At 66.5% G+C, this 17,953-nt stretch carries 14 protein-coding genes; 8 read left to right on the forward strand and 6 right to left on the reverse strand.

The annotated features are described in order from the left end of the window. Positions 1–9: 9 nt before the first annotated feature. Complete coding sequence (locus tag G6O54_RS00870; RefSeq protein WP_250846647.1) at positions 10–984, reverse strand: pseudouridine-5'-phosphate glycosidase; 975 nt, start codon at positions 982–984, stop codon at positions 10–12. 494 nt (positions 985–1,478) lie between these two features. Here G6O54_RS00870 and G6O54_RS00875 point away from each other — a divergent pair, with 494 nt between their 5' ends. Next, positions 1,479–2,801 (forward strand): FHA domain-containing serine/threonine-protein kinase, encoded by a 1,323-nt coding sequence (locus tag G6O54_RS00875; RefSeq protein ID WP_165219235.1) that lies wholly within the window; start codon positions 1,479–1,481, stop codon positions 2,799–2,801. A gap of 89 nt (positions 2,802–2,890) precedes the next feature. After that, complete coding sequence (locus tag G6O54_RS00880) at positions 2,891–7,189, forward strand: sigma-70 family RNA polymerase sigma factor (protein ID WP_165219236.1); 4,299 nt, start codon at positions 2,891–2,893, stop codon at positions 7,187–7,189. Between the two features lie 18 nt (positions 7,190–7,207). On the opposite strand, the gene G6O54_RS00885 is transcribed toward G6O54_RS00880, so the two are convergent. After that, positions 7,208–7,474, reverse strand: coding sequence for a hypothetical protein (locus tag G6O54_RS00885; RefSeq protein ID WP_165219237.1), 267 nt, complete (start codon positions 7,472–7,474; stop codon positions 7,208–7,210). A gap of 593 nt (positions 7,475–8,067) precedes the next feature. Between G6O54_RS00885 and phoU the strand changes: the two genes are divergently transcribed. After that, on the forward strand, positions 8,068–8,829 hold the full coding sequence (gene phoU / locus G6O54_RS00890; protein WP_165219238.1) for a phosphate signaling complex protein PhoU: 762 nt from the start codon (positions 8,068–8,070) through the stop codon (positions 8,827–8,829). A gap of 16 nt (positions 8,830–8,845) precedes the next feature. On the opposite strand, the gene G6O54_RS00895 is transcribed toward phoU, so the two are convergent. The 3 genes from G6O54_RS00895 to metK all read right to left on the reverse strand — a co-directional run bounded on the left by G6O54_RS00895 (position 8,846) and on the right by metK (position 11,771). After that, complete coding sequence (locus G6O54_RS00895) at positions 8,846–9,265, reverse strand: DUF488 domain-containing protein (protein WP_165219239.1); 420 nt, start codon at positions 9,263–9,265, stop codon at positions 8,846–8,848. Between the two features lie 11 nt (positions 9,266–9,276). After that, on the reverse strand, positions 9,277–10,503 hold the full coding sequence (gene galK / locus G6O54_RS00900; protein WP_165219240.1) for a galactokinase: 1,227 nt from the start codon (positions 10,501–10,503) through the stop codon (positions 9,277–9,279). A gap of 71 nt (positions 10,504–10,574) precedes the next feature. Further along, entirely contained in the window at positions 10,575–11,771 is a 1,197-nt protein-coding gene (gene metK / locus G6O54_RS00905) for a methionine adenosyltransferase (protein ID WP_256368963.1), read from the reverse strand. Between the two features lie 456 nt (positions 11,772–12,227). On the opposite strand from metK, the gene G6O54_RS00910 reads away from it, so the two are divergent. The 5 genes from G6O54_RS00910 (at position 12,228) to G6O54_RS00930 (ending at position 17,519) form a co-directional block, all read left to right on the forward strand. Next, positions 12,228–13,262 carry a glycosyltransferase family 2 protein gene (locus G6O54_RS00910; RefSeq protein ID WP_250846648.1) on the forward strand — a complete coding sequence of 345 codons (1,035 nt, stop codon included), beginning with the start codon at positions 12,228–12,230 and terminating at the stop codon, positions 13,260–13,262. After that, positions 13,259–14,092, forward strand: a complete 834-nt coding sequence (locus G6O54_RS00915) for a class I SAM-dependent methyltransferase (protein WP_165219242.1) — start codon at positions 13,259–13,261, stop codon at positions 14,090–14,092. The genes G6O54_RS00910 and G6O54_RS00915 overlap by 4 nt, the downstream gene beginning before the upstream one ends. Positions 14,093–14,376: 284 nt before the next feature. After that, entirely contained in the window at positions 14,377–15,855 is a 1,479-nt protein-coding gene (locus tag G6O54_RS00920; RefSeq protein ID WP_165219244.1) for an efflux RND transporter periplasmic adaptor subunit, read from the forward strand. Positions 15,856–16,038: 183 nt separating this feature from the next. Further along, a complete protein-coding gene (locus tag G6O54_RS00925; RefSeq protein ID WP_165219246.1) occupies positions 16,039–16,566 on the forward strand; it encodes a hypothetical protein in 528 nt (175 codons plus the stop codon). Positions 16,567–16,706: 140 nt separating this feature from the next. Beyond that, entirely contained in the window at positions 16,707–17,519 is an 813-nt protein-coding gene (locus tag G6O54_RS00930; protein ID WP_165219248.1) for a hypothetical protein, read from the forward strand. Positions 17,520–17,534: 15 nt separating this feature from the next. Here the strand turns inward: G6O54_RS00930 and G6O54_RS00935 are convergent, their stop codons facing one another. Beyond that, positions 17,535–17,939, reverse strand: a complete 405-nt coding sequence (locus G6O54_RS00935) for a 6-pyruvoyl trahydropterin synthase family protein (RefSeq protein WP_165219250.1) — start codon at positions 17,937–17,939, stop codon at positions 17,535–17,537. Positions 17,940–17,953 lie beyond the last annotated feature (14 nt).

Raw genomic sequence — 17,953 nt, forward strand, 5'->3', positions numbered from 1 at the left:
GGCGGAGGATCACCTGTCGGCCAGCTTGACGGCGATCTCGCCGGCGAGGCGGGCATTCTCGACCAGGAGAGCCATGTTGGCTCGGAGACTCTTCCCCGAGGTTGCCTGGCGAATCCGGTCGAGCAGGAACGGTGTGATCCCCTTGCCGACGACGCCCAGGTTCGCCGCCTCCCTGAGGGCATCATCCAGGGCGGACTCCATCTCGTCTCGATCGATCGCCACCGCTTCGGGAACCGGCTGAACCAGGACGACCGCCCCCGGGGTCTCCAGCCTTCGGTGCCATCGGATCATCTCGGCGGCCTCGGTTGGATCATCGACCCTGTGCTCGATCGACAGCCCCGATCCGATCGACGTGAAGGCAGGCAGTTCGCCGGTTCGATAGCCCACGAGCAGGATACCTCTCGTCTCCAGAACCTCGAGGGTCGCGGGGAGATCGAGGATGGACTTGAAGCCGGAACAGATGACGACCGAACCGCTCGCTTGCGCGAGTTCATCGAGGTCCGTCGAGACGTCGAACGTCGTCCCCGCACCTCGATGGACGCCCCCGAGGCCGCCCGTCGCCATCACGCATGGGTCGATTCCGGCGCGGCGAGCCAGCCAGATCGTGGCGGAGACGGTCGTGGCGGCCGAGCCGCGGCGGGCCAGGATGGCGGCCAGGTCGCGTCGATTCGCCTTTCGAATCGGGCCTTGAGCCGGCTCAATCGCGTTCCTGGGGACGATGCCGGGCGGGGCCGTGATCGGCCTGGCCAGACGCTCGATTTCAGGGATTCCGAGGCCGACCCTCGCCACTCCATCCAGGACCCCGATCGTCGCCGGATCGGCGCCCGCGTGGCGGACGGCCTGCTCCATCCGGTTCGCCGTCTCGAGATTATCCGGCCAGGGCAGCCCCTGCGCGATGACCGTCGATTCCAGCACGACGATCGGTCCACCCGGGATTACGGTCGATCGGACGAAATCGGTGAGGTCGGTTCGATCTCGGTTCAATATTTCCGTCTCCTTGCTGTCGCCGGAATCTGAGTTGGCTCGAATGAAAGACTGAATGAGTGCGAGGACCGCTCTTCGGTACGAATGATCCGTGCCCGGTGTCCACGAATACGAAAACGCCGGAGTTTCGGCCCGAAGTCGAGGAATCTCAGGGCGGCGATTTTGCTTGCTCTTGCAGGGCTCCTAATATTTGTGCGTTGCGTCCTTCCTGTAGGGAAGATCGCGGCCCATCCGATGCTCTCACGGGCGGAGCGGAGATCGCACGCCCGCAATCATCGATGGACTTCGAGGCGAGACTCGAGTCAAGCCAGCGCCGATTGTTGCGAAATTCCTGCCACGATCGGAGCAGGATCAACGTAGACAGAGATAGTCGAAACACGAATTGAGGATAGGAGATTCGAGATCCCTGGCGGCCCGATCGATCGCCTGCGCAGGGGAGGACCGATCGTTTCCCGCCATCGAGTTGTCCCGTACCCGATTTCCGGAAAGAATCGATGCGAGTGATCCTCGAAGTGCTCCAGGGGCCGCGCAAGGGGCGAACGTTCACGTTCGATCGCCATGACACGTTCATCGTCGGCCGGTCGCGGTTCGTGCATTGCTCCATGACCGACGATATGGCCCTGTCTCGCGATCACTTCATGATCGAGATCAATCCGCCGCTTTGCGAGCTGCGGGACCTCGGCAGCACCAACGGGACGTTCGTCAACAACGAGCGCGTGGATCGGGCTCGGCTGGCGTCCGGCGATGTGATCGCGGCCGGCCAGAGCCTGTTCCGGGTCCGCGTCGAGGTTGGCGCGGCCTCGAGCGGCGATGCGAGTGGGCTGCTCGACGGCCGGAGCGTGGAGGGCGGGATCGCCGCGATCCGGTGTGCGGGCTGCGGCACCCCGGCACCGCTGGACGTGACGGTGACCGGCCCGATGAACGGGGACGCGACGGAGGTGGTCGAGTGGTGGTGCCCACTTTGCCGGGCGGAGTCCGGCGTCCTGCCGCAGCCGGTCCCCCATTACACGACGCTTCGCGAGATCGGCCGGGGGGCCATGGGCGTGGTCTACCAGGCGCGCCACAACCAGACGGGCCAGATGGTCGCGCTCAAGTTGATCATGCCGGAGACCGCGACCACGCGAACGGCGATCGACCGGTTCTATCGCGAGATGTCGGTCATCAGCCGGCTCCGGCATCCGAACATCGTGGAATGGTATGAGCAAGGGATGACCCGCGGACAATTCTGGTTCGCGATGGAGCTGGTCACGGGGAGCAACCTCGAGACCCTCGTCCAGGAGCAGGCCGGGCACTATCCCACCACCCAGGCATGCCGCCTGATCTGCCAGGTCCTCAAGGGCCTCGAGCAGGCCCATCGGATGGGCTTCGTGCATCGGGACATCAAGCCGGAGAACATCCTCATCGCGCGCAATGCGGAGGGCCTGATCGCCAAGATCTCGGACTTCGGCCTGGCCAAGAGCTTCCGGGGCGTGGGGCTCTCCGGGCTGACCTTCTCCGGCGAGATGCGCGGGACCATCCCCTTCATGCCGCCGGAGCAGATGCTCGACTTCAAGACCGTCACCCCGCTGGCCGACCTCTACTCGACGGCCGCCACGCTCTATTATATGCTCACACAAAAGTACATCTACGACGAGCCGGCCGGGGGCGGCGACCTGATCCGGATGCTCCTCGAGGAGAAACCGGTCCCGATCCTGAAGCGGCGGTCCGACATCCCCGTGGACCTGGCCGCGATCATCATGAAGTGCCTGGCCCGCGAGCCCAGGGAGCGGTTTCCCGACGCCGCGTCGATGCGGAAGGCATTCAAGGCGTTCTGCTGATTCGCGGAAAATAGCTGAAGCAGCTCTTCCGTCCTCCCGGCACCATGGATCATGAGGGATGATTCAACCCGGATGACGGAGACCGCAGGATGACCCGGCAGGCGCTGGCGGCGGAGAATTCGAGGGACCTTGGCATTCTCTTCGGGGCCGGGGCGATCGGCGGTCGAACCGATCGCGAACTGATCGAGCGGTTCCTGAATCCGGCAGACCGTGGCGACGCGGAATCGGCCTTCGAGGCCCTCGTCCGGCGGCACGGGCCGATGGTCGAACGGGTCTGCCGATCGGTCCTGGGACGTGCCGAGGACGTCGACGACGCGTTCCAGGCCACGTTCCTCGTCCTGGCTCGCCGCGCCGGTTCGATCCGCGACCGGGACTCCCTGGCGAGCTGGCTCTTCGGCGTGGCATTGCGAGTCTCTCGCCACCTGAGGGCGGCCGCGGCCCGACGCCGGGCCGTCGAGATCGACGTCGCCGAGCCGAGGTCCATGACGTCCGCCCCGGCTGAGGATCTGTGCGAGGTGTTCGAGGAAGTGGACCGGCTCCCGGAGCACTACCGTTCGCCGATCGTCCTCTGTTACCTGGAAGGTCGGACCCACGACCAGGCCGCCCGGGAGCTGGCCTGCCCGCTCCGGACTCTCCAGACGCGACTCCTTCGCGCCAAGGAGAAGCTCCGTTCGCGGCTCGTTCGCCGCGGCCTGGCCCCAGCGATGGCCGTGGCCGGTCTCGAGGCTCTGGGCGGCCGCCGTGCCGACGCCGGGGCGATGGCGACCTCGGGATTCATCACCTCGACGACCGAGGAAGCGGCACGCGCGGTGATGGAGTCCATGGGCCGGTCTGCCCTGCGACGATTGATCGGTCTGGCTGGAGTCATTGCGACGGGTTTGGGGCTGCTCGCGTTCGCGTTCCTGGCGGTAGGAGGAACGCCCGACGAGAAGACGCTCATCGTCACCGGCCGCGTGCTTGACGAGGCCGGCAAGCCCGTGGCCGGGGCGAGCATCTGGATGCCCTGGCAATACGGGGGGGCTCTCGAGAATTCCTCCCGGGCGAGTTCCGATGCCGAGGGGCGGTTTACGCTCCTGATCCCCGGGGCCTGGGCGGCAGCGCCGCTCGAGAGGCGAGCCACGATCGTCTGGGCGTATTCCAAAGGCCATTCGATCGCAACGGCGACTGCTTATGACATCCTCAACGGTAAGCCCGGCTCCCTGGAGTTCCGGCTGGGAGCGGCGACCGATACGGCTTTCCTGGTGGTAGGGATCGATGGCCGTCCTCGCGCCGGGGCGATGGTGGAACCGTATCACTTCCTCACGCCAGTCAATTTGTATGCGCCCTTGCCTGAAGGGCTGAGGACCGAGCTTCGGGTCGTCACCGAGGCGAGCGGCCTTGCCTCCCTCCCCGCCATGCCGCGGCAGGGGTTTCGGTCCGTCATGGTCACGACGAAGGAGGAGGGCGTCCAGGAAATCCCCTTCGTCGACAAGGACACGGAGCCGGCTCTCCGATCGGTCACCCTGCGCGCGGCCGGACGCGTCGAGGGCCGGCTGGTGACCGACAGGCTGGAATGGGCTCGTGGGGTGACGATCTACCTCCGCACGGAGGAGGATCGCGGCCAGTTCGGTTCGCTCCGACTCACGGGGGCGGGCACCGCGGTCGTCCAGACCGGGGATGACGGGACGTTCACGATTCCCGCGATCGCCTCCGGGACGCTCTCGATCAACTGTTCCAAGTCACCCCCCTGGAGTGCCCGCCCCGTGCCGCCGCAGACATACCTGGTCCAGGCCGGCGAGACAACCTATCCCAAGATCCCTCTCGCCGCCGCGGTCAAGGTTCGCGGGTCGATTCGCGTGAAGGGCTCGGGGCAGCCGATCGCCGGCGCCTCGATCAACATCCGGACCGAACGAAACGACAGCGGCGAAACGGTCGCCAGCGACAAGGAGGGCCATTTCGAGGGATACGTCCTTCCCGGCCGCGTCACGATGCAAGTGATCGCGATGTCGGGGAATTTTGTTCAACCCCGCGGTTCGCGAGAAAAGCCCATCCAGGTCGCCGAGGGGCTCTCGACCTTCGAGCTTCAACCCCTTGAGGTTGTCCCGACCCGAGCGATCGAGGGGAAGCTCCTCGACGGCAAGGGCCAGCCCCTGGCAAAGGGGCGCCTTGCCGCGAAACAAGGGGAAGACCTGCTCGGGTACGGCATGACTGATGATCATGGCGCGTTCTCCCTCTTCGGAGTCCCCGAAGGGCCCATCGAAGGTTACCAGGCCTACTTCGACGACGCGCCGGGAGGATTTCACGATCTCGTCGTGGTGTCGAAGGATCCGCTCGTCCTGCGTGACGATTCCGAGAAGGTCCCTCCCCCGGCGTCCTCGACGAAAGTGACCATCAGGGGCCAGGTCGTCGATGACCGAGGCGAGCCTGTCCAGCAAGGGCCTGTCGTGCTCAACATCGAGATCCCTGACGGCGTGAGGAATGCACCCGGAGACCCGCCGGGCTTCGTCAACCTGAGGAATGAGCGGGTCAAGCTCACGACCGATCAGGACGGACGATACCGGGCGGAGAGGGTCCTCAAACCGGGAGCCATGATCCGGGCCATTGGAGGAAGTGAACCCTACACTCTCGCTGGATCGAAGAGGCTCACCTCAGACGGCAAGTCGCCGGTGGTGTTCGAGCCGATCCGCGTCGAACGGCTGCGGTCGATCTCCGGCGTCGTGACCGACACGGACGGCAAGCCGCTCCTGGGTGCACGCGTGAAAAACTGGGGCAATCCCGGGCCGCTGACCATGGCCATCGCCGGGCAGGGCGGTCGCTTCTCCCTGGGCGGCCTGACGCGTTCGACGTCTCGACTTCTGGTCGAGGCCATTGGATATCGGTCCCATGGGCATGACGTCGGCCCGGACGTCTCCACGATGACAATCAGGCTCCGTCGCCAGGACCAGCCGCCCGAGGGGACGATCCGGCCTAAAGGAACGGGACTGAGCCGCGAGGAGACGCTTGCGCTGGCCCGCCGGGTCATCGATCCCATCCGCGAAACCATCCTGGACGAGGGCGATCGCGACCTGCTCGAGCGCGGACTGGAGACCCTGACGAAGCTCGATCCCGACGATGCCCTCCGACGCTGCCTGGCCAATGAATCGCCGTGGAACCAGAACGCCGTCCGGATCGCGGCCGTCCATTCGCTCATGTTCACGGCGCCGGATGAGGCTACGACGATCATCCCGACGATCACGAACAACTTCTGGCGGCCGTACACCCGGTTCGAACTGTTCGACTCCCTGGCGCCGGATCGCATCGGCCTGCGGAAGACGCTACTGATGGAATCTCTCCTGGACGCCCGTCGCGAGGGAGATCCGGGCCGGCGGGCTCCATCCCTCTTGAAAGCGGCCGGCCGTTTGCTGGATCTGGGAGAGACGGAGCAGGCCCGGAAGGTCATCGACGAGGCCATGGCTCTCGTCCCAAACAAGGGGGATGCGGATGTTTCGGCGCTTCGATACATCCTGCCGACTCTCGCTCGCGTCGATCTGAAGGCGGCCGTCAATCGAATCCCGGCCGCGGGTGACGAACGGGCCCTGAACGATCTGCGCGGAGCCATTGCCGGCGCCGCAGCGTCCAGCCAACCGGCGGAAGCGGAACGCCTCCTCGGCGAGTTGACCCAGAACAATTCCACGACCGACGGGCTGCTCGTCTCCGTTCGGATGGCCCGAGCGGACCTGCCACGGGCACGACGGATCGCAGCTAGGATCAAGCTCGCCAACCTCCGCGGGTTGGCACTCGGGAGGATGGCGTCCGCGATCCATGACACCAACCCTGCCGCGGCGAGAGAACTCCTCGAAGAGGCATTCCGAACCTTCCCAGAAGTCCTGGAAACAGGCGACGGATATGGAGTCTGGGGTCTATCGGCAGCGGCCAACATGGCGGCGGCGCTTCTGCCCGTCGTGGAGCGTGTTCAGCGTGATCGGATCAGTGAATTCGTCGAGCGAGCGCGTGCCCTGCGATGGTATCCGCGCACGCTGACCGAACGCACGATTTCGATCCCGGACACGAGCGACCTGAAGGCCATCCAGTCCGCCGCGGCACTCGCGGCCCAGCTTGTCCCCTACGATCGCGAGCTCGCCCGGTCGATCGCCGGGCCGATCCTGGATCATCTTCGCGAACCGCGAACGGAGGTCGAGCGAATCTACCTGGACTTCTACCGTGTCCTCCCCACCCTCGCCCTCGCCGATCCTCGCGGCGCGGCGGGCCTGGTGGAGGCGATCCCGGAGGACGGAAACGCCTCCCTGGGCCAGACCAGGAGTCGCGCGCGGTTGATCGTCGCCGAGGCCCTCGCCGCGCCCGAATCGCGGTGGGACGCGATCATCAAGCGGGGCTCGATTGACCTGGAGATCGCCGAGCGTGAGGAGTGACCGCCCGGCCCTGGTCGGTCAAAGATCGTCGTAGAACCGACTCAGGTCCGGCACGCCGTAGACGGGGAAGAACTCCGGCTCCTCCAACTCCTCGGGGGGCTGTTCGACCTCGGGGTTGATCATCAGCTTGATGAACCGGATATCCCCGTCCAGGTGGCAATGCCTCGCTTGTCGGGCGAGTTCCCCGGGGATGTCGTGGATCGTGATGTGCCGGTCGTTGATCTCCTCGTTGCCACTGTAGGTCCCGAAGAGCGTCCACATGCGGACGTGGGTATTCTCGGTCATGGTTCTCCCCTCCCCTTCCCTTCCTTCTCCTCTCGCTCGCGTCGCGCACGGCGGGCCGGCCACGCGCCTGCTCCGGATGAGGTCCGCGGAGACGCCAGCATTCTGGGATCGGGCAAAGCCCGCTCGGGGCAGGCCGTGCCTTCTCAGCCTCGATACCTGGGATATCGGGCGGCCCCGCGGGCGCGGAGGCGTCCTGGATTGAATTGGGGGCTAGGTCGACCGGCAGGCGTGTCGCTCACCTCGTCGCGGCCGCGAGGAGGTCGGCCCGCTGGCGGCGAAGTCCCGGGCCGGCTTCGGTTTCCACGAAGGGCCCATCCTGGAACCAGACAACGTTCCTTCGACAAGCTCGGCCGGGCGGGATCTCGGGCTTGAGCATTCTTCCCGCCCAGGCCGATCGGTCTGGAACGGTGGGACCGGGAGAGCATGCTTCCCCTACTCCAATCCTAGCACATGGCGATGGTCGAATCGGTAATACGCGCTCGCCTGGCTTGCAAGGCAGCCCGAGCCGGAGAAGAATGAGACGAAATCCGCCCGCCGAGGGCCGATCCCCGGGTCACGGACGGGGCGGACGGGCGAGTAAGAGGAGAGCCAGAATGTCGCCTGGTCAGCCGGACCATCCCCTTCCCGATCCCTCCGCGGCCGATGCGAGCCTCCCCTCGAGCCCCACGCCACTGCCCGCGGGACGTCACTCGCTCCGCGACCAGGATACGCTCTGGAACGGCTTCCTCCAGCTCGCCTCCTCGGTCGTCGACGCCATGGAAAAAGCCGTCCGCGCGATCGAAGAGAGGGATTTCGCACTGGTCGACGACCTGGCCCTGGACGAGGAAGAAACCGACCGCCGCGAGGTCATGCTGGAGCAGGAATGCCTCCGGATCATGGCCCTCTACGAGCCGGTGGCCTCGGACCTTCGCCGCATGGCCACCGTGCTCAAGGTCAACCGCGACTGGGAACGAATCGCCGACCTGGCCCTGCGCGTCGCCCGCCGGGCCCGCAAGTTCGCCCGGCTCACGGGCGGCCAGCCCTTCCCCGCTCCCCTTGTCCAGCTCGCCCATGACGTGCTGAGCCAGGTCCGCGGCTGCCGCGATGCGCTAGCCTCCATCGACGCGGATGGGGCCCGGGCGATCATCGTCGGGGACAAGGCCGTTGACGCCCAGTATCGAAGCATCCGCAAGCAGCTCAAGCTCAAGATCGGCGAGCGTCCGGACCAGCTCGACCCGATCCTGATCCTGATGAACACGGCTCGGAACCTCGAACGAGTTGCGGACCACGCGGCGGGCATCGCCATGACCATCGTCTACCTGAAGGAAGGTACGATCATCCGCCACCAGCGGGAGGGTCGGGTTTCCGACTCCTGAATCGTCGCCTCATCCTTCACTCAATGTGCCGCACATCCCAGCCGTGCCGGGCGACCAGATGGGCCGCGATGAGCGTCCGGTGGCAGTCTTCCGGGCGCTTCTCGGCGCAGAGCAGGCAGAAGGGCCTCTCCAGGGAATCAAGCTCGGCGCAGAGCAGGTCGCCGGAGCTCTCGAGCAGACGGCGATACGGCTCGCGCCAGTCCTCGCGTCCCAGGAAGAGGTTACCGAGTGCCACGATCGAGCGGTAAGCGATCCCGCCCGATGTGAGCAGCCTCTCGATCCCCCTGTCCGGCTGGCTCGCCTTCGTATAGGCCCCCATGCTGGCTCGATCGGGCCTGAGTCGGACATCGGCGACGGTCCGGACGCCGTGCCGCCGGAGGAGATCGAGGAACTCGTCCGGCGGACGACCCCCGTATCCGATCGTGAAGAAGGTCATGGGACGGCCCCTCAAGCGAGGGCCAGTCCGCGGGCACCGTCGGCCGCATGGCAGACGTGGATGTCCGGGGTCACTCCCGTGGCGCGCGAGTAGGCGGAGCGGACCGACTCCGCGAACGGACCGGCCTGGTCCGACCGCACCAGGTTCACCGAACAGCCGGCCCAACCGGCCCCCGAGAGCTTGCCCCCGAGGAACCCCGGCGCGGCCTCCGCGGCCTCGACCAGGGCGTTCAGCGCGGGCGAGCTGTTCTCGAAGTCGTCTCGGCTGGAGGCGTGAGACGCCGACATGAGGCGACCGAATTCCTCGAGGTCCCCGGCGCGAAGGGCCGCGACGCCGCGGGTCACCCGATCGTTCTCCGTGAGGACGTGGCGGGCACGCTTCCGGCCCAGGGGATCGAGCCGGTCCCAGTGCTCCTCGACCTGCGAGAGCTCGATGTCCCGGAGCGAGGTGACGGACTCCGCGCCGCGGGACTGGAAATAGGTGACGACGGTCTCGCACTCGGCCCGACGGCGGTTGTACATCCCGTCGGCCAGTCGTCGCGAGGTCTTGCTGTCGCAGACGACGATGGCCGGGCCGGGATCGCCGAGCGGAACCCGCGCATGGTCGAGCGTCCGACAGTCGAGATAGACCGCGTGATCAGCCCGGCCGAATAGACTGGAGAACTGATCGAGGAGGCCGGATGCGACCCCGACGAAGGCGTTCTCGGAACGGCGCAGGATCTTGGCGAAGGCCATCCGCGTCGCATCGCTCAGGTCCGTCCCGAGCCGCTTCCCGTCGCGTCCCTGGATCAGGCCCGCCTGAAGCAGGAAGAAGCCGACCGCGGCCTCCAGGCTGGCCGAGCTGGACAGGCCCGCACCCAGCGGGACATCCCCGAGCACGGCCATTTCGAAGCCGGAGACGAGCTCGGGACCTTCCGCGTCCTGTATCGCCCAGACGACCCCCTTGACGTAGTTGGGCCAGTCGCCGTCCTCGCCGCGCTGGATGCTGCGGAGCGAGAACTCCGTGTCGTCGGCGTAGTTCACCGCATGGATCCGGCAGGACGAAGTCGAAACCGGCCGACCCGCCGCGAGCGTGAAACGGTCGATGGCGGCGGCCATGACGAGGCCGCCGTTGTAGTCCGTATGGTTGCCGAGCAGCTCGACGCGGGCCGGGGCCAGGCCGAGGGCGGAAGGCGACGCACCGAAGCGTTGTTCAAACGAGGAGGTGCAGCGAGCCTTCAGTTCGTCCAGGGTGGACATGGAGAGGGGGCCTTCTCAGGGCCGCGAGGCGGCGGACGGCACCGCCTCGCGGGGGTTTCCGCGATTGACGATCAGACCATGGCGGTCTGGCGGCTGAACTGGGACGCCAGGTCTCGCAGGGTCTGGGCCTTGTCCGTCTTCTCCCAGGTGAACTCCGGCTCGGAGCGGCCGAAGTGCCCGCCGCTGGCCGTCTTGCGATAGATCGGCTTGCGGAGGTCGAGGTGCTTGATGATCCCCGCCGGCGTGAGCGGGAACCCCTTGCGGACGATCTCGGAGATCGTCGAGTCGGGGAGCTGGCCGGTGCCGAACGTGTCGACGTGGACGCTCACGGGCTCCGAAACGCCGATCGCGTAGGCGAGCTGGATCTCGCAACGCTTCGCCAGGCCGGAGGCGACGACGTTCTTGGCCACGTAGCGGGCCATGTAGGCGGCCGAACGGTCCACCTTTGTGGGATCCTTGCCGCTGAAGGCGCCGCCGCCGTGCCGGCCCATGCCGCCGTAGGTATCCACGATGATCTTCCGGCCGGTCACGCCGGAGTCGCCGTGCGGGCCGCCGATGACGAACTTGCCCGTCGGATTGATGTGGTACTTGATCTCGCCCTTGATCAGCTCCTTGGGGATGATCGGGTCGATCACCTGCTTGCGGATCGTCTCGACGATCTCCGCCTGGCTGACCTCCGGGGAATGCTGGGTGGAGACGACCACCGTGTCGACCCGGATCGGGGTGGAACCCTCGTATTCGACGGTCACCTGGCTCTTGGAGTCGGGACGAAGCCACTTCACCGTGCCGTCCTGGCGGACCTCGGTGATCTTGTTGATGATCCGGTGGGCCAGGGCGATGGGCAGCGGCATCAGCTCGGGGGTCTCATCGCAGGCATACCCGAACATCATGCCCTGGTCGCCGGCGCCGATGTCCTTGCCCTTGTCCGAGTTCTCATCCACGCCCTGAGCGATATCCGGCGACTGCTTGCCGAGCGCGACCAATACGGCGCACGTCGTGCCGTCGAATCCCATGTCGCTCGAGGTGTAGCCGATATCCCGGACGACCTGTCGGACGATCGACGGATAGTCGATCATGGCCTTGGTGGTGATCTCGCCGGCGAGGCACACGAGGCCCGTCGTGAGGAGGCTCTCGCAGGCCACCCGGGCATAGGGATCCTGGGCCAGGATGGCGTCGAGGATGCCGTCCGAAATCTGATCGGCCATCTTGTCGGGATGGCCCATCGACACGGATTCGCTGGTAAAAAGGTAACGGTCTCGGTTCGACACGGATGCTTGTCTCCTAGCCGGTCGGATCGGAGTTCCCCGACGGCGCCTGCCCTGCGGCCCGGCGCCCGTCATCACGATGATTGCTCGAGGAGGTAGGGAAGATACGCCAGCTTCATCCGCAAGGGACGCCCGGGACGGCCGAGGGCCATGGATCGAGCGATCGGAATGCGGCTCGGCATTTCTTTGGTGCAAGGAAAATAGTCTAGCAACCCGATCGGACAATGGAAAGCGCCGCTCCCCATGGTGATTCTCCGAAACAGCACCGGCCCCCGCGGATCGCTCCCCCGGCCGCGAAATCCGGAGTCGGCGTATGGACACGCCGGGGTGTTCTCCGCAATCCTGGCATCGGTCGGTGACGCCGGCCCCGGAGATCGGTCGTCGAATCCTCCGCGCCGACGGGTGTCCGGATCGAGAGCCGCGTTGCGCCAATCGGACGACCGATCGAGGCCGATTCCCGTGAGCAATCCCGCGCCGACCGGCGACGCGACTCCGCTCCTGAGCGTGGTCGTCCCCCTCTTCAACGAGGAAGCCAACGTCGAGGCCCTCCATGGAAGGCTGAGGGATTCGCTCGCGACCACCGGCGAGCCCTACGAGCTGGTCCTCGTCAACGACGGCAGCCGGGACGCGACCGCGATCCTCCTCGACCGGCTCCACGAGGCCGATCGCCGGGTCGTCGTGATCCACCTCAGCCGCAACTTCGGCCATCAGGCGGCCGTCTCGGCGGGCCTCGACTTCGCCCGCGGCCGCGCGGTCGCCGTGATGGACGGCGACCTGCAGGATCCGCCGGAGGTCTTGCCGAGGTTCCTCGAGCGCTGGCGCGACGGCGTCGAGGTCGTCTACGCCATCCGCCGGGACCGGAAGGAGACCGCCTTCAAGCGGCTGGGCTACTTCGCGTTCTACCGGATCATGAACGCCATCAGCGACCTGGACATCCCGCTGGACAGCGGCGACTTCTGCCTGATGGACCGGAGGGTCGTCGACGCCCTGACGACCCTGCCGGAACGGATGCGATTCGTCCGCGGCCTGCGGACCTTCGTCGGCTTCCGCCAGGAGGGCCTGGAGTACGAGCGGGCCCCGCGCACCAGGGGGCGTTCCAAGTACACGTTCCGGGCCCTCATGAGCCTGGCGATCAGCGGGCTGATCAGCTTCAGCAGCTATCCGCTCCGGATCGTCACCTATCTCGGGATCGCCACCGCGGCCATGGCCGCCGTCATGATGGCCTGGGTCTTTCATGACGCCTTCACCAACGGAACAGCCCCAAGGGGATGGGCGAGCGTGATCGTGACGGTCCTGTTCATGGGCTCGATCCAGATGGTCGGCATGGGGATCCTGGGGGAGTACATCCGCTTGATCTTCCTGGAATCGAAGGGCCGCCCCTCGTACATCGTCGGGCGATTCCTCTCTCATGACGGACCGGCCTTGCCACGAGTCCCGAGTGCACCGGCAGTGGGGGACGCCCTGAAATCGGGGATCGGAGCGTCGGAGCGATGATCACCCGGTGGTCGGAGGGGGTCGCGGACGAGAACATGGCCGAGGACATCCTCGTCGAGCTCGGCCAGATCATCGGGCGGCACCCCTGGTGGAGGGCCCGAACCAACCTGACGTTGAGCCTCCTCGACGGGTTGGGCATTCGCCCGCCGGCGCGAGTCCTCGATGCCGGATGCGGCTGGGGGACCACCCTGTCGGCGCTGGAAGCCCGCGGCTACCGGGTCGTCGGCGCCGACATCTCCCGGCGGGCGCTCGAGACGCTCGATCGCCCCGGCCGGGAGCTCGTGGAGGTCGACCTGTCGTGTCCGCTCCCCCAAGAGCTTGTGCCGTTCGAGGCTGTACTGCTCCTCGACGTGATCGAGCACATCGAGGACGATCGCGGGGCCCTGAGCCGCGCGGGCTCGCTCGTGAAGCCGGGCGGAGTGCTCATCGTCAGCGTCCCCGCGCGCCCCGACCTGTTCACCGAATTCGACGCCATCCAGGGACACCGCCGCCGATATCTCCCCGAGACGCTGAGTGCGGCCTTCGAAGGCACCGATCTGACCCTCGAACGCCTCTTCTGGTGGGGCCAGTGGATGGTCCCGATCATCCGATGGCAGCGGAGGAAGAAGCGGGGGATCGCCGGGGAGTCCCCCGCCGAGACCTACAGACGCTACCTCAAGATCCCACCCTGGCCCGGATCCTTGGCCCTCCGAATGGCCTACGCGCTGGAACGACGCCGAGCCATCACCGGCAAGCTCTCGACCGGGAGTTCCCTCTTCGTCGTGGCCCGTCGCCCCCCGGATCGCCAATCTTGTGCCGAGTCGGGACTCGGAGTTGCGGCTGTTCAATAATCGTTGTACGCTTTGTGAAGCGATTGCGGATTGCGTGACGACGGTATAGGTCGTGGGGAGAGCGGAGAGGCCGTGGAACGGCTCCGCCCCGCGAGCGAATCGAGATTGACCCAAGCCGCCCGTTTTATCCGACCGCATGATCCATCCCTCCATCGCTTTCCCTGCCTTACCGCACCCAACCTGAAGTCGGGCGAGCCCTTCGCCCTGAAGGTCCGTGAAGCCGGCCGAGGTCCGATCCGACGCGGCCTGGCGCGGCAAACAAGAACCACGCAGGAGGCCCTGCGATGAAGCTCCGAAGGCATCGGTTTACTGTCCTCGGGACCTACTTCCTGGTGATCGCCACGGTCGCGTCGGTTGGTGCGGCGGTCTGGAGGAGTACGCAGCGGAGCACGAGGGATCCGGCGCAGAGGTACATGCTCGCGGCGGTGAAGCGCGGCGATCTGTTCCCCTCGATGACCGCCAGCGGCCGGGTCGAGAGCTCGGTCCGAACCGTCGTGGAATGCGAGCTCGAGAACATCACGATCGGGGTGTTGGGCCAGCCGCTCTCCGCCGGAGGAGCCTCGGTGCTGCTCTCCATCGTCCCGGAAGGCACGATGGTCAAGAAAGGGGATGTCCTCGCCACCCTGGACTCCTCCGACTACGAGGAGCTGCTCCGCCAGCAGCGGATCACCGTCGAGCGTTCCCGGGCCGATTTTCGGACCGCGGAGCTCAACGTGGAGATCGCCAAGCTGGCCGTTCGGGAGTTTCGCGACGGCTCCATGGTCGAGGCCGTCAATGACTTCCGGCGGACGATCGCCATGGCCCAGGCGGACATGGTGCGCGTCGACGAGCGGCTGAGCTGGTCGCGTCGCATGCTGGAGAAGGGTTATGTCCCGAAGGGCCAGGTCATCGGCGAGGAGTTCAATCGGGCCAAGGCGGAATTCGCGTTGTCCCAGGAGCGTGCCGCGCTCGATCTGTTCACGAAATGGACCGCCCCGACCGCCCTGCGCAGGCGGCAAGTCGCCGTGCTCGGCGCCGAGGCGACGCTCGCCTACCAGAGAACTCGTCTGGCACGCAACCTGGAACGACTCGCCAAGCTCGAGAAGCAGGTGGAACGGTGCACGATCCATGCGGAGCACGACGGCCTGGTGATCTACGCGAACGACGAGCGCCGCAACATCCACATCGAGCCGGGGATCTACGTCCGGCAACGGCAGGATCTGATGTATCTGCCGGACCTGACGAGCATGGAGGTGGTCACGGCGCTCCATGAATCGCTGGTCAAGACCGTCGAGAAGGGGATGCACGCCAAGATCTACGTCGAGGGCCTCCCCGATCGCCGGTTCGAAGGGCACGTGACGACGGTCGCCGCGATCCCGACCCCCAATCTCAGGTCGGACGTCCGCTATTTCGACAGCACCGTCAGGCTCGACCATGCGCCCAAGGGCCTCCTCCCCGGGATGACGGCGCGGGTCGAGATCGACCTCGAGCGGAGGAACGACGTCCTCACGGTGCCCGCCATGGCCGTGACCCGCGAGCAGGGCCATGAGTATTGCTATGTGGTCCATGACGAGGGCCTCGAGCGCCGGGAGGTCACGCTGGGCGAGGGGACGAAGGACCTCCTGGAGATCAGCGAAGGGCTCAAGGAGGGAGAGAGCGTGGTCCTCAATCCGGTCCTGTCCGAAGTCGAGCAGGATACCATCGCGGTGGCCGAGCAGGATTCGCCCGTCGGGACCGCGAGCACGGCCCCGAAGGACGCGGCGGAGCTGGTCTCGTCGAACTGATTTCCCGGGAGATGACGGTCGGCCGGCCGGTCGCAAGATAGCCTCCCCGATTCGGCTCATTCGAGTGACCGCCCGGGTCGATGGTGAAATCCAGGCGTTCCTCGTCGTCGGCTCGCCGCGGCGACGGACGCCCGTCGATCCGCCATTCTTCCCCTCGGCCGCTCCCTCGAGACCTGCACCGTCATGGCAGCCAAACGACAAACCAGCAGCGCGTCCGGCTCCGGGTCGTCGGACCGGCCCGTCATCAACGCCATCCTGGTCCTGGGAGCCGTCGGCTGGGGCCTGAGCGTCCTGGTGGATCGCGGCAGGCTGACCTGGCCCCCCGTCGCCCTGCTGGGTGCGCTCTCCACCCTGGCCGGATGCCTCGCGCTGGTCGGCCCCGTCATCCTCATGCGACCCGGCACCAAGGAAGGTTCCCTCGGGGAGCTCGTCTGGCTGACCGGCGGCCTGCTCGTCTGGCTTTTCGACCTCTCCGGCGCCATCCAGGGACGCACCCGGTCACTCAACTGGACCACCCCCCTGGGGGACCGGATGATGGGGCTGGCGATCCTGGCGGTACTCCTGGCCGGCTGGCGCTGCGGACTGGCGGCGCGGAACTGGTCGTGGACGAACGTCACCGGCTGGGCCCTCGGACTCTTCTGGATCGGCATGGCGGTGGGGTCCTGGTGGCTTCCGCCCGCGGGCGGACTGGCGGGGCTCGTCGCACGCTGATTCTTGACGGGCACACCCGAGACCGATTAGCCTAAATGGCACGGAAAATGAGCCTCGGCCCACCCCCCTTGACTGCGCCCCGCGATGGGATTCATCTTTCGTCCTTACGACCTGGCCGAGGCTCGGGGAGGATCTGATCCGTGGCGACACAGCAGAGGCCCGTCGAGGCGACCCTGAACCCGGCGATCCCGGCCATCGAGAATGAGCTGCCGACCTATCGCGCCGTGAGCACGCGAGCGATCCTCGCGTTCCTCTGCGGCCTGGTCTCCTTGTTCAGCATCGCGAACCCGTTCTTCTACGTCTTCGCGATCCTGGCGATCATCCTGGGCACCTCGGCCGATCGCAGCATCCAGAAGTTCCCCGACATGCTGACCGGCCGCTGGCTCGCCCAGGCCGGGATCGCCTTCGGCCTGGTCTTCGGGCTCGGCATCCTCACCATCACGTCGATTCAGGCGTTCATGCTCCAGAGGAACGCGGAGCAGTTCGCACGTCACTATGCGAACGTGATCAAGACCGGTGAGCTCGGGGACGTCCTCCTGCTCGGCCAGCCGCCTCTCCAGCGGAAATCGACCACCGCCAAGGAGATCCTCGACCGGATGAGCGGCACCAAGGGCAAGGAGTCGGCCATGATGGAGATGAAGATCGCCTCGATCCGCGACCTCAAGCGGCGGGTGGACACGTCCGCCAACAGCGAGATCCACTTCGCCAGGACGGAGAAGATGGGGAGCGAGGGGATGCTCAACGTCGCCCTGGCCGTCTTCGAGGTCCACGGGTCGCCCGCCAAGGACTCCAACGAGACCGAGCAGTACGCGATGGCGATCATCAAGAGCGATGGCTCCCACAACAAGGTGGATGAGTGGTGGGTGGAAGAGGTCGTCTTCCCCTACAAGCTGAAGACCGCGGAGCTCCCCGAGGCGCATGCCGACGATGACGGTCACGGCCACCCACATTGAGGTCGCGCGGGCCGTTCATTCCCGACCATACGAGGCGAAGCAGTTCGCCGTCTCCCAGAGGAGGACCTCGACGATCGGCAGGCCCTGCTCGGCTGCTCGTTCGAAGATGAGCCGGGCGATGTTCTCGGCCGTCGGATTGCACGACATGACGAAGACCCGCTCTCCCCGGTCGCGAAGGACGGGGAGCATCGGGTCGTCGCGGCAGAGGAGCATGTTGTGATCGAGATTCTCCTCGATCCAGGCCTGGATGGTCCGCTTGATGTCCCCGAAGTCGATCAGCATCCCGCGCTCGTCCAGCGACTCCCCCTCCAGGGTGATCACGGCCCGGCCGTTGTGCCCGTGGAGGTAGCGGCACTTGCCCTCGTAATTGAGCAGGCGATGGCCGTAACAGAATTGAATCTCGCGGGTGACTCGAAACATGCCTCGGTGACCTC

Source organism: Aquisphaera insulae (genome assembly GCF_011064615.1).
GTDB classification, from domain to species: Bacteria; Planctomycetota; Planctomycetia; order Isosphaerales; family Isosphaeraceae; genus Aquisphaera; species Aquisphaera insulae.

What these genes read in the sequence shown, in the direction of transcription:
- G6O54_RS00885 (WP_165219237.1), bottom strand. Translation starts at nt 7,474, where the DNA reads ATGACCGAGAATACCCACGTCCGCATGTGGACGCTCTTCGGGACCTAC.
- G6O54_RS00880 (WP_165219236.1), top strand. Translation starts at nt 2,891, where the DNA reads ATGACCCGGCAGGCGCTGGCGGCGGAGAATTCGAGGGACCTTGGCATT.
- G6O54_RS00935 (WP_165219250.1), bottom strand. Translation starts at nt 17,939, where the DNA reads ATGTTTCGAGTCACCCGCGAGATTCAATTCTGTTACGGCCATCGCCTG.
- G6O54_RS00920 (WP_165219244.1), top strand. Translation starts at nt 14,377, where the DNA reads ATGAAGCTCCGAAGGCATCGGTTTACTGTCCTCGGGACCTACTTCCTG.
- galK (WP_165219240.1), bottom strand. Translation starts at nt 10,503, where the DNA reads ATGTCCACCCTGGACGAACTGAAGGCTCGCTGCACCTCCTCGTTTGAA.
- G6O54_RS00915 (WP_165219242.1), top strand. Translation starts at nt 13,259, where the DNA reads ATGATCACCCGGTGGTCGGAGGGGGTCGCGGACGAGAACATGGCCGAG.
- phoU (WP_165219238.1), top strand. Translation starts at nt 8,068, where the DNA reads ATGTCGCCTGGTCAGCCGGACCATCCCCTTCCCGATCCCTCCGCGGCC.
- G6O54_RS00925 (WP_165219246.1), top strand. Translation starts at nt 16,039, where the DNA reads ATGGCAGCCAAACGACAAACCAGCAGCGCGTCCGGCTCCGGGTCGTCG.
- G6O54_RS00895 (WP_165219239.1), bottom strand. Translation starts at nt 9,265, where the DNA reads ATGACCTTCTTCACGATCGGATACGGGGGTCGTCCGCCGGACGAGTTC.
- G6O54_RS00875 (WP_165219235.1), top strand. Translation starts at nt 1,479, where the DNA reads ATGCGAGTGATCCTCGAAGTGCTCCAGGGGCCGCGCAAGGGGCGAACG.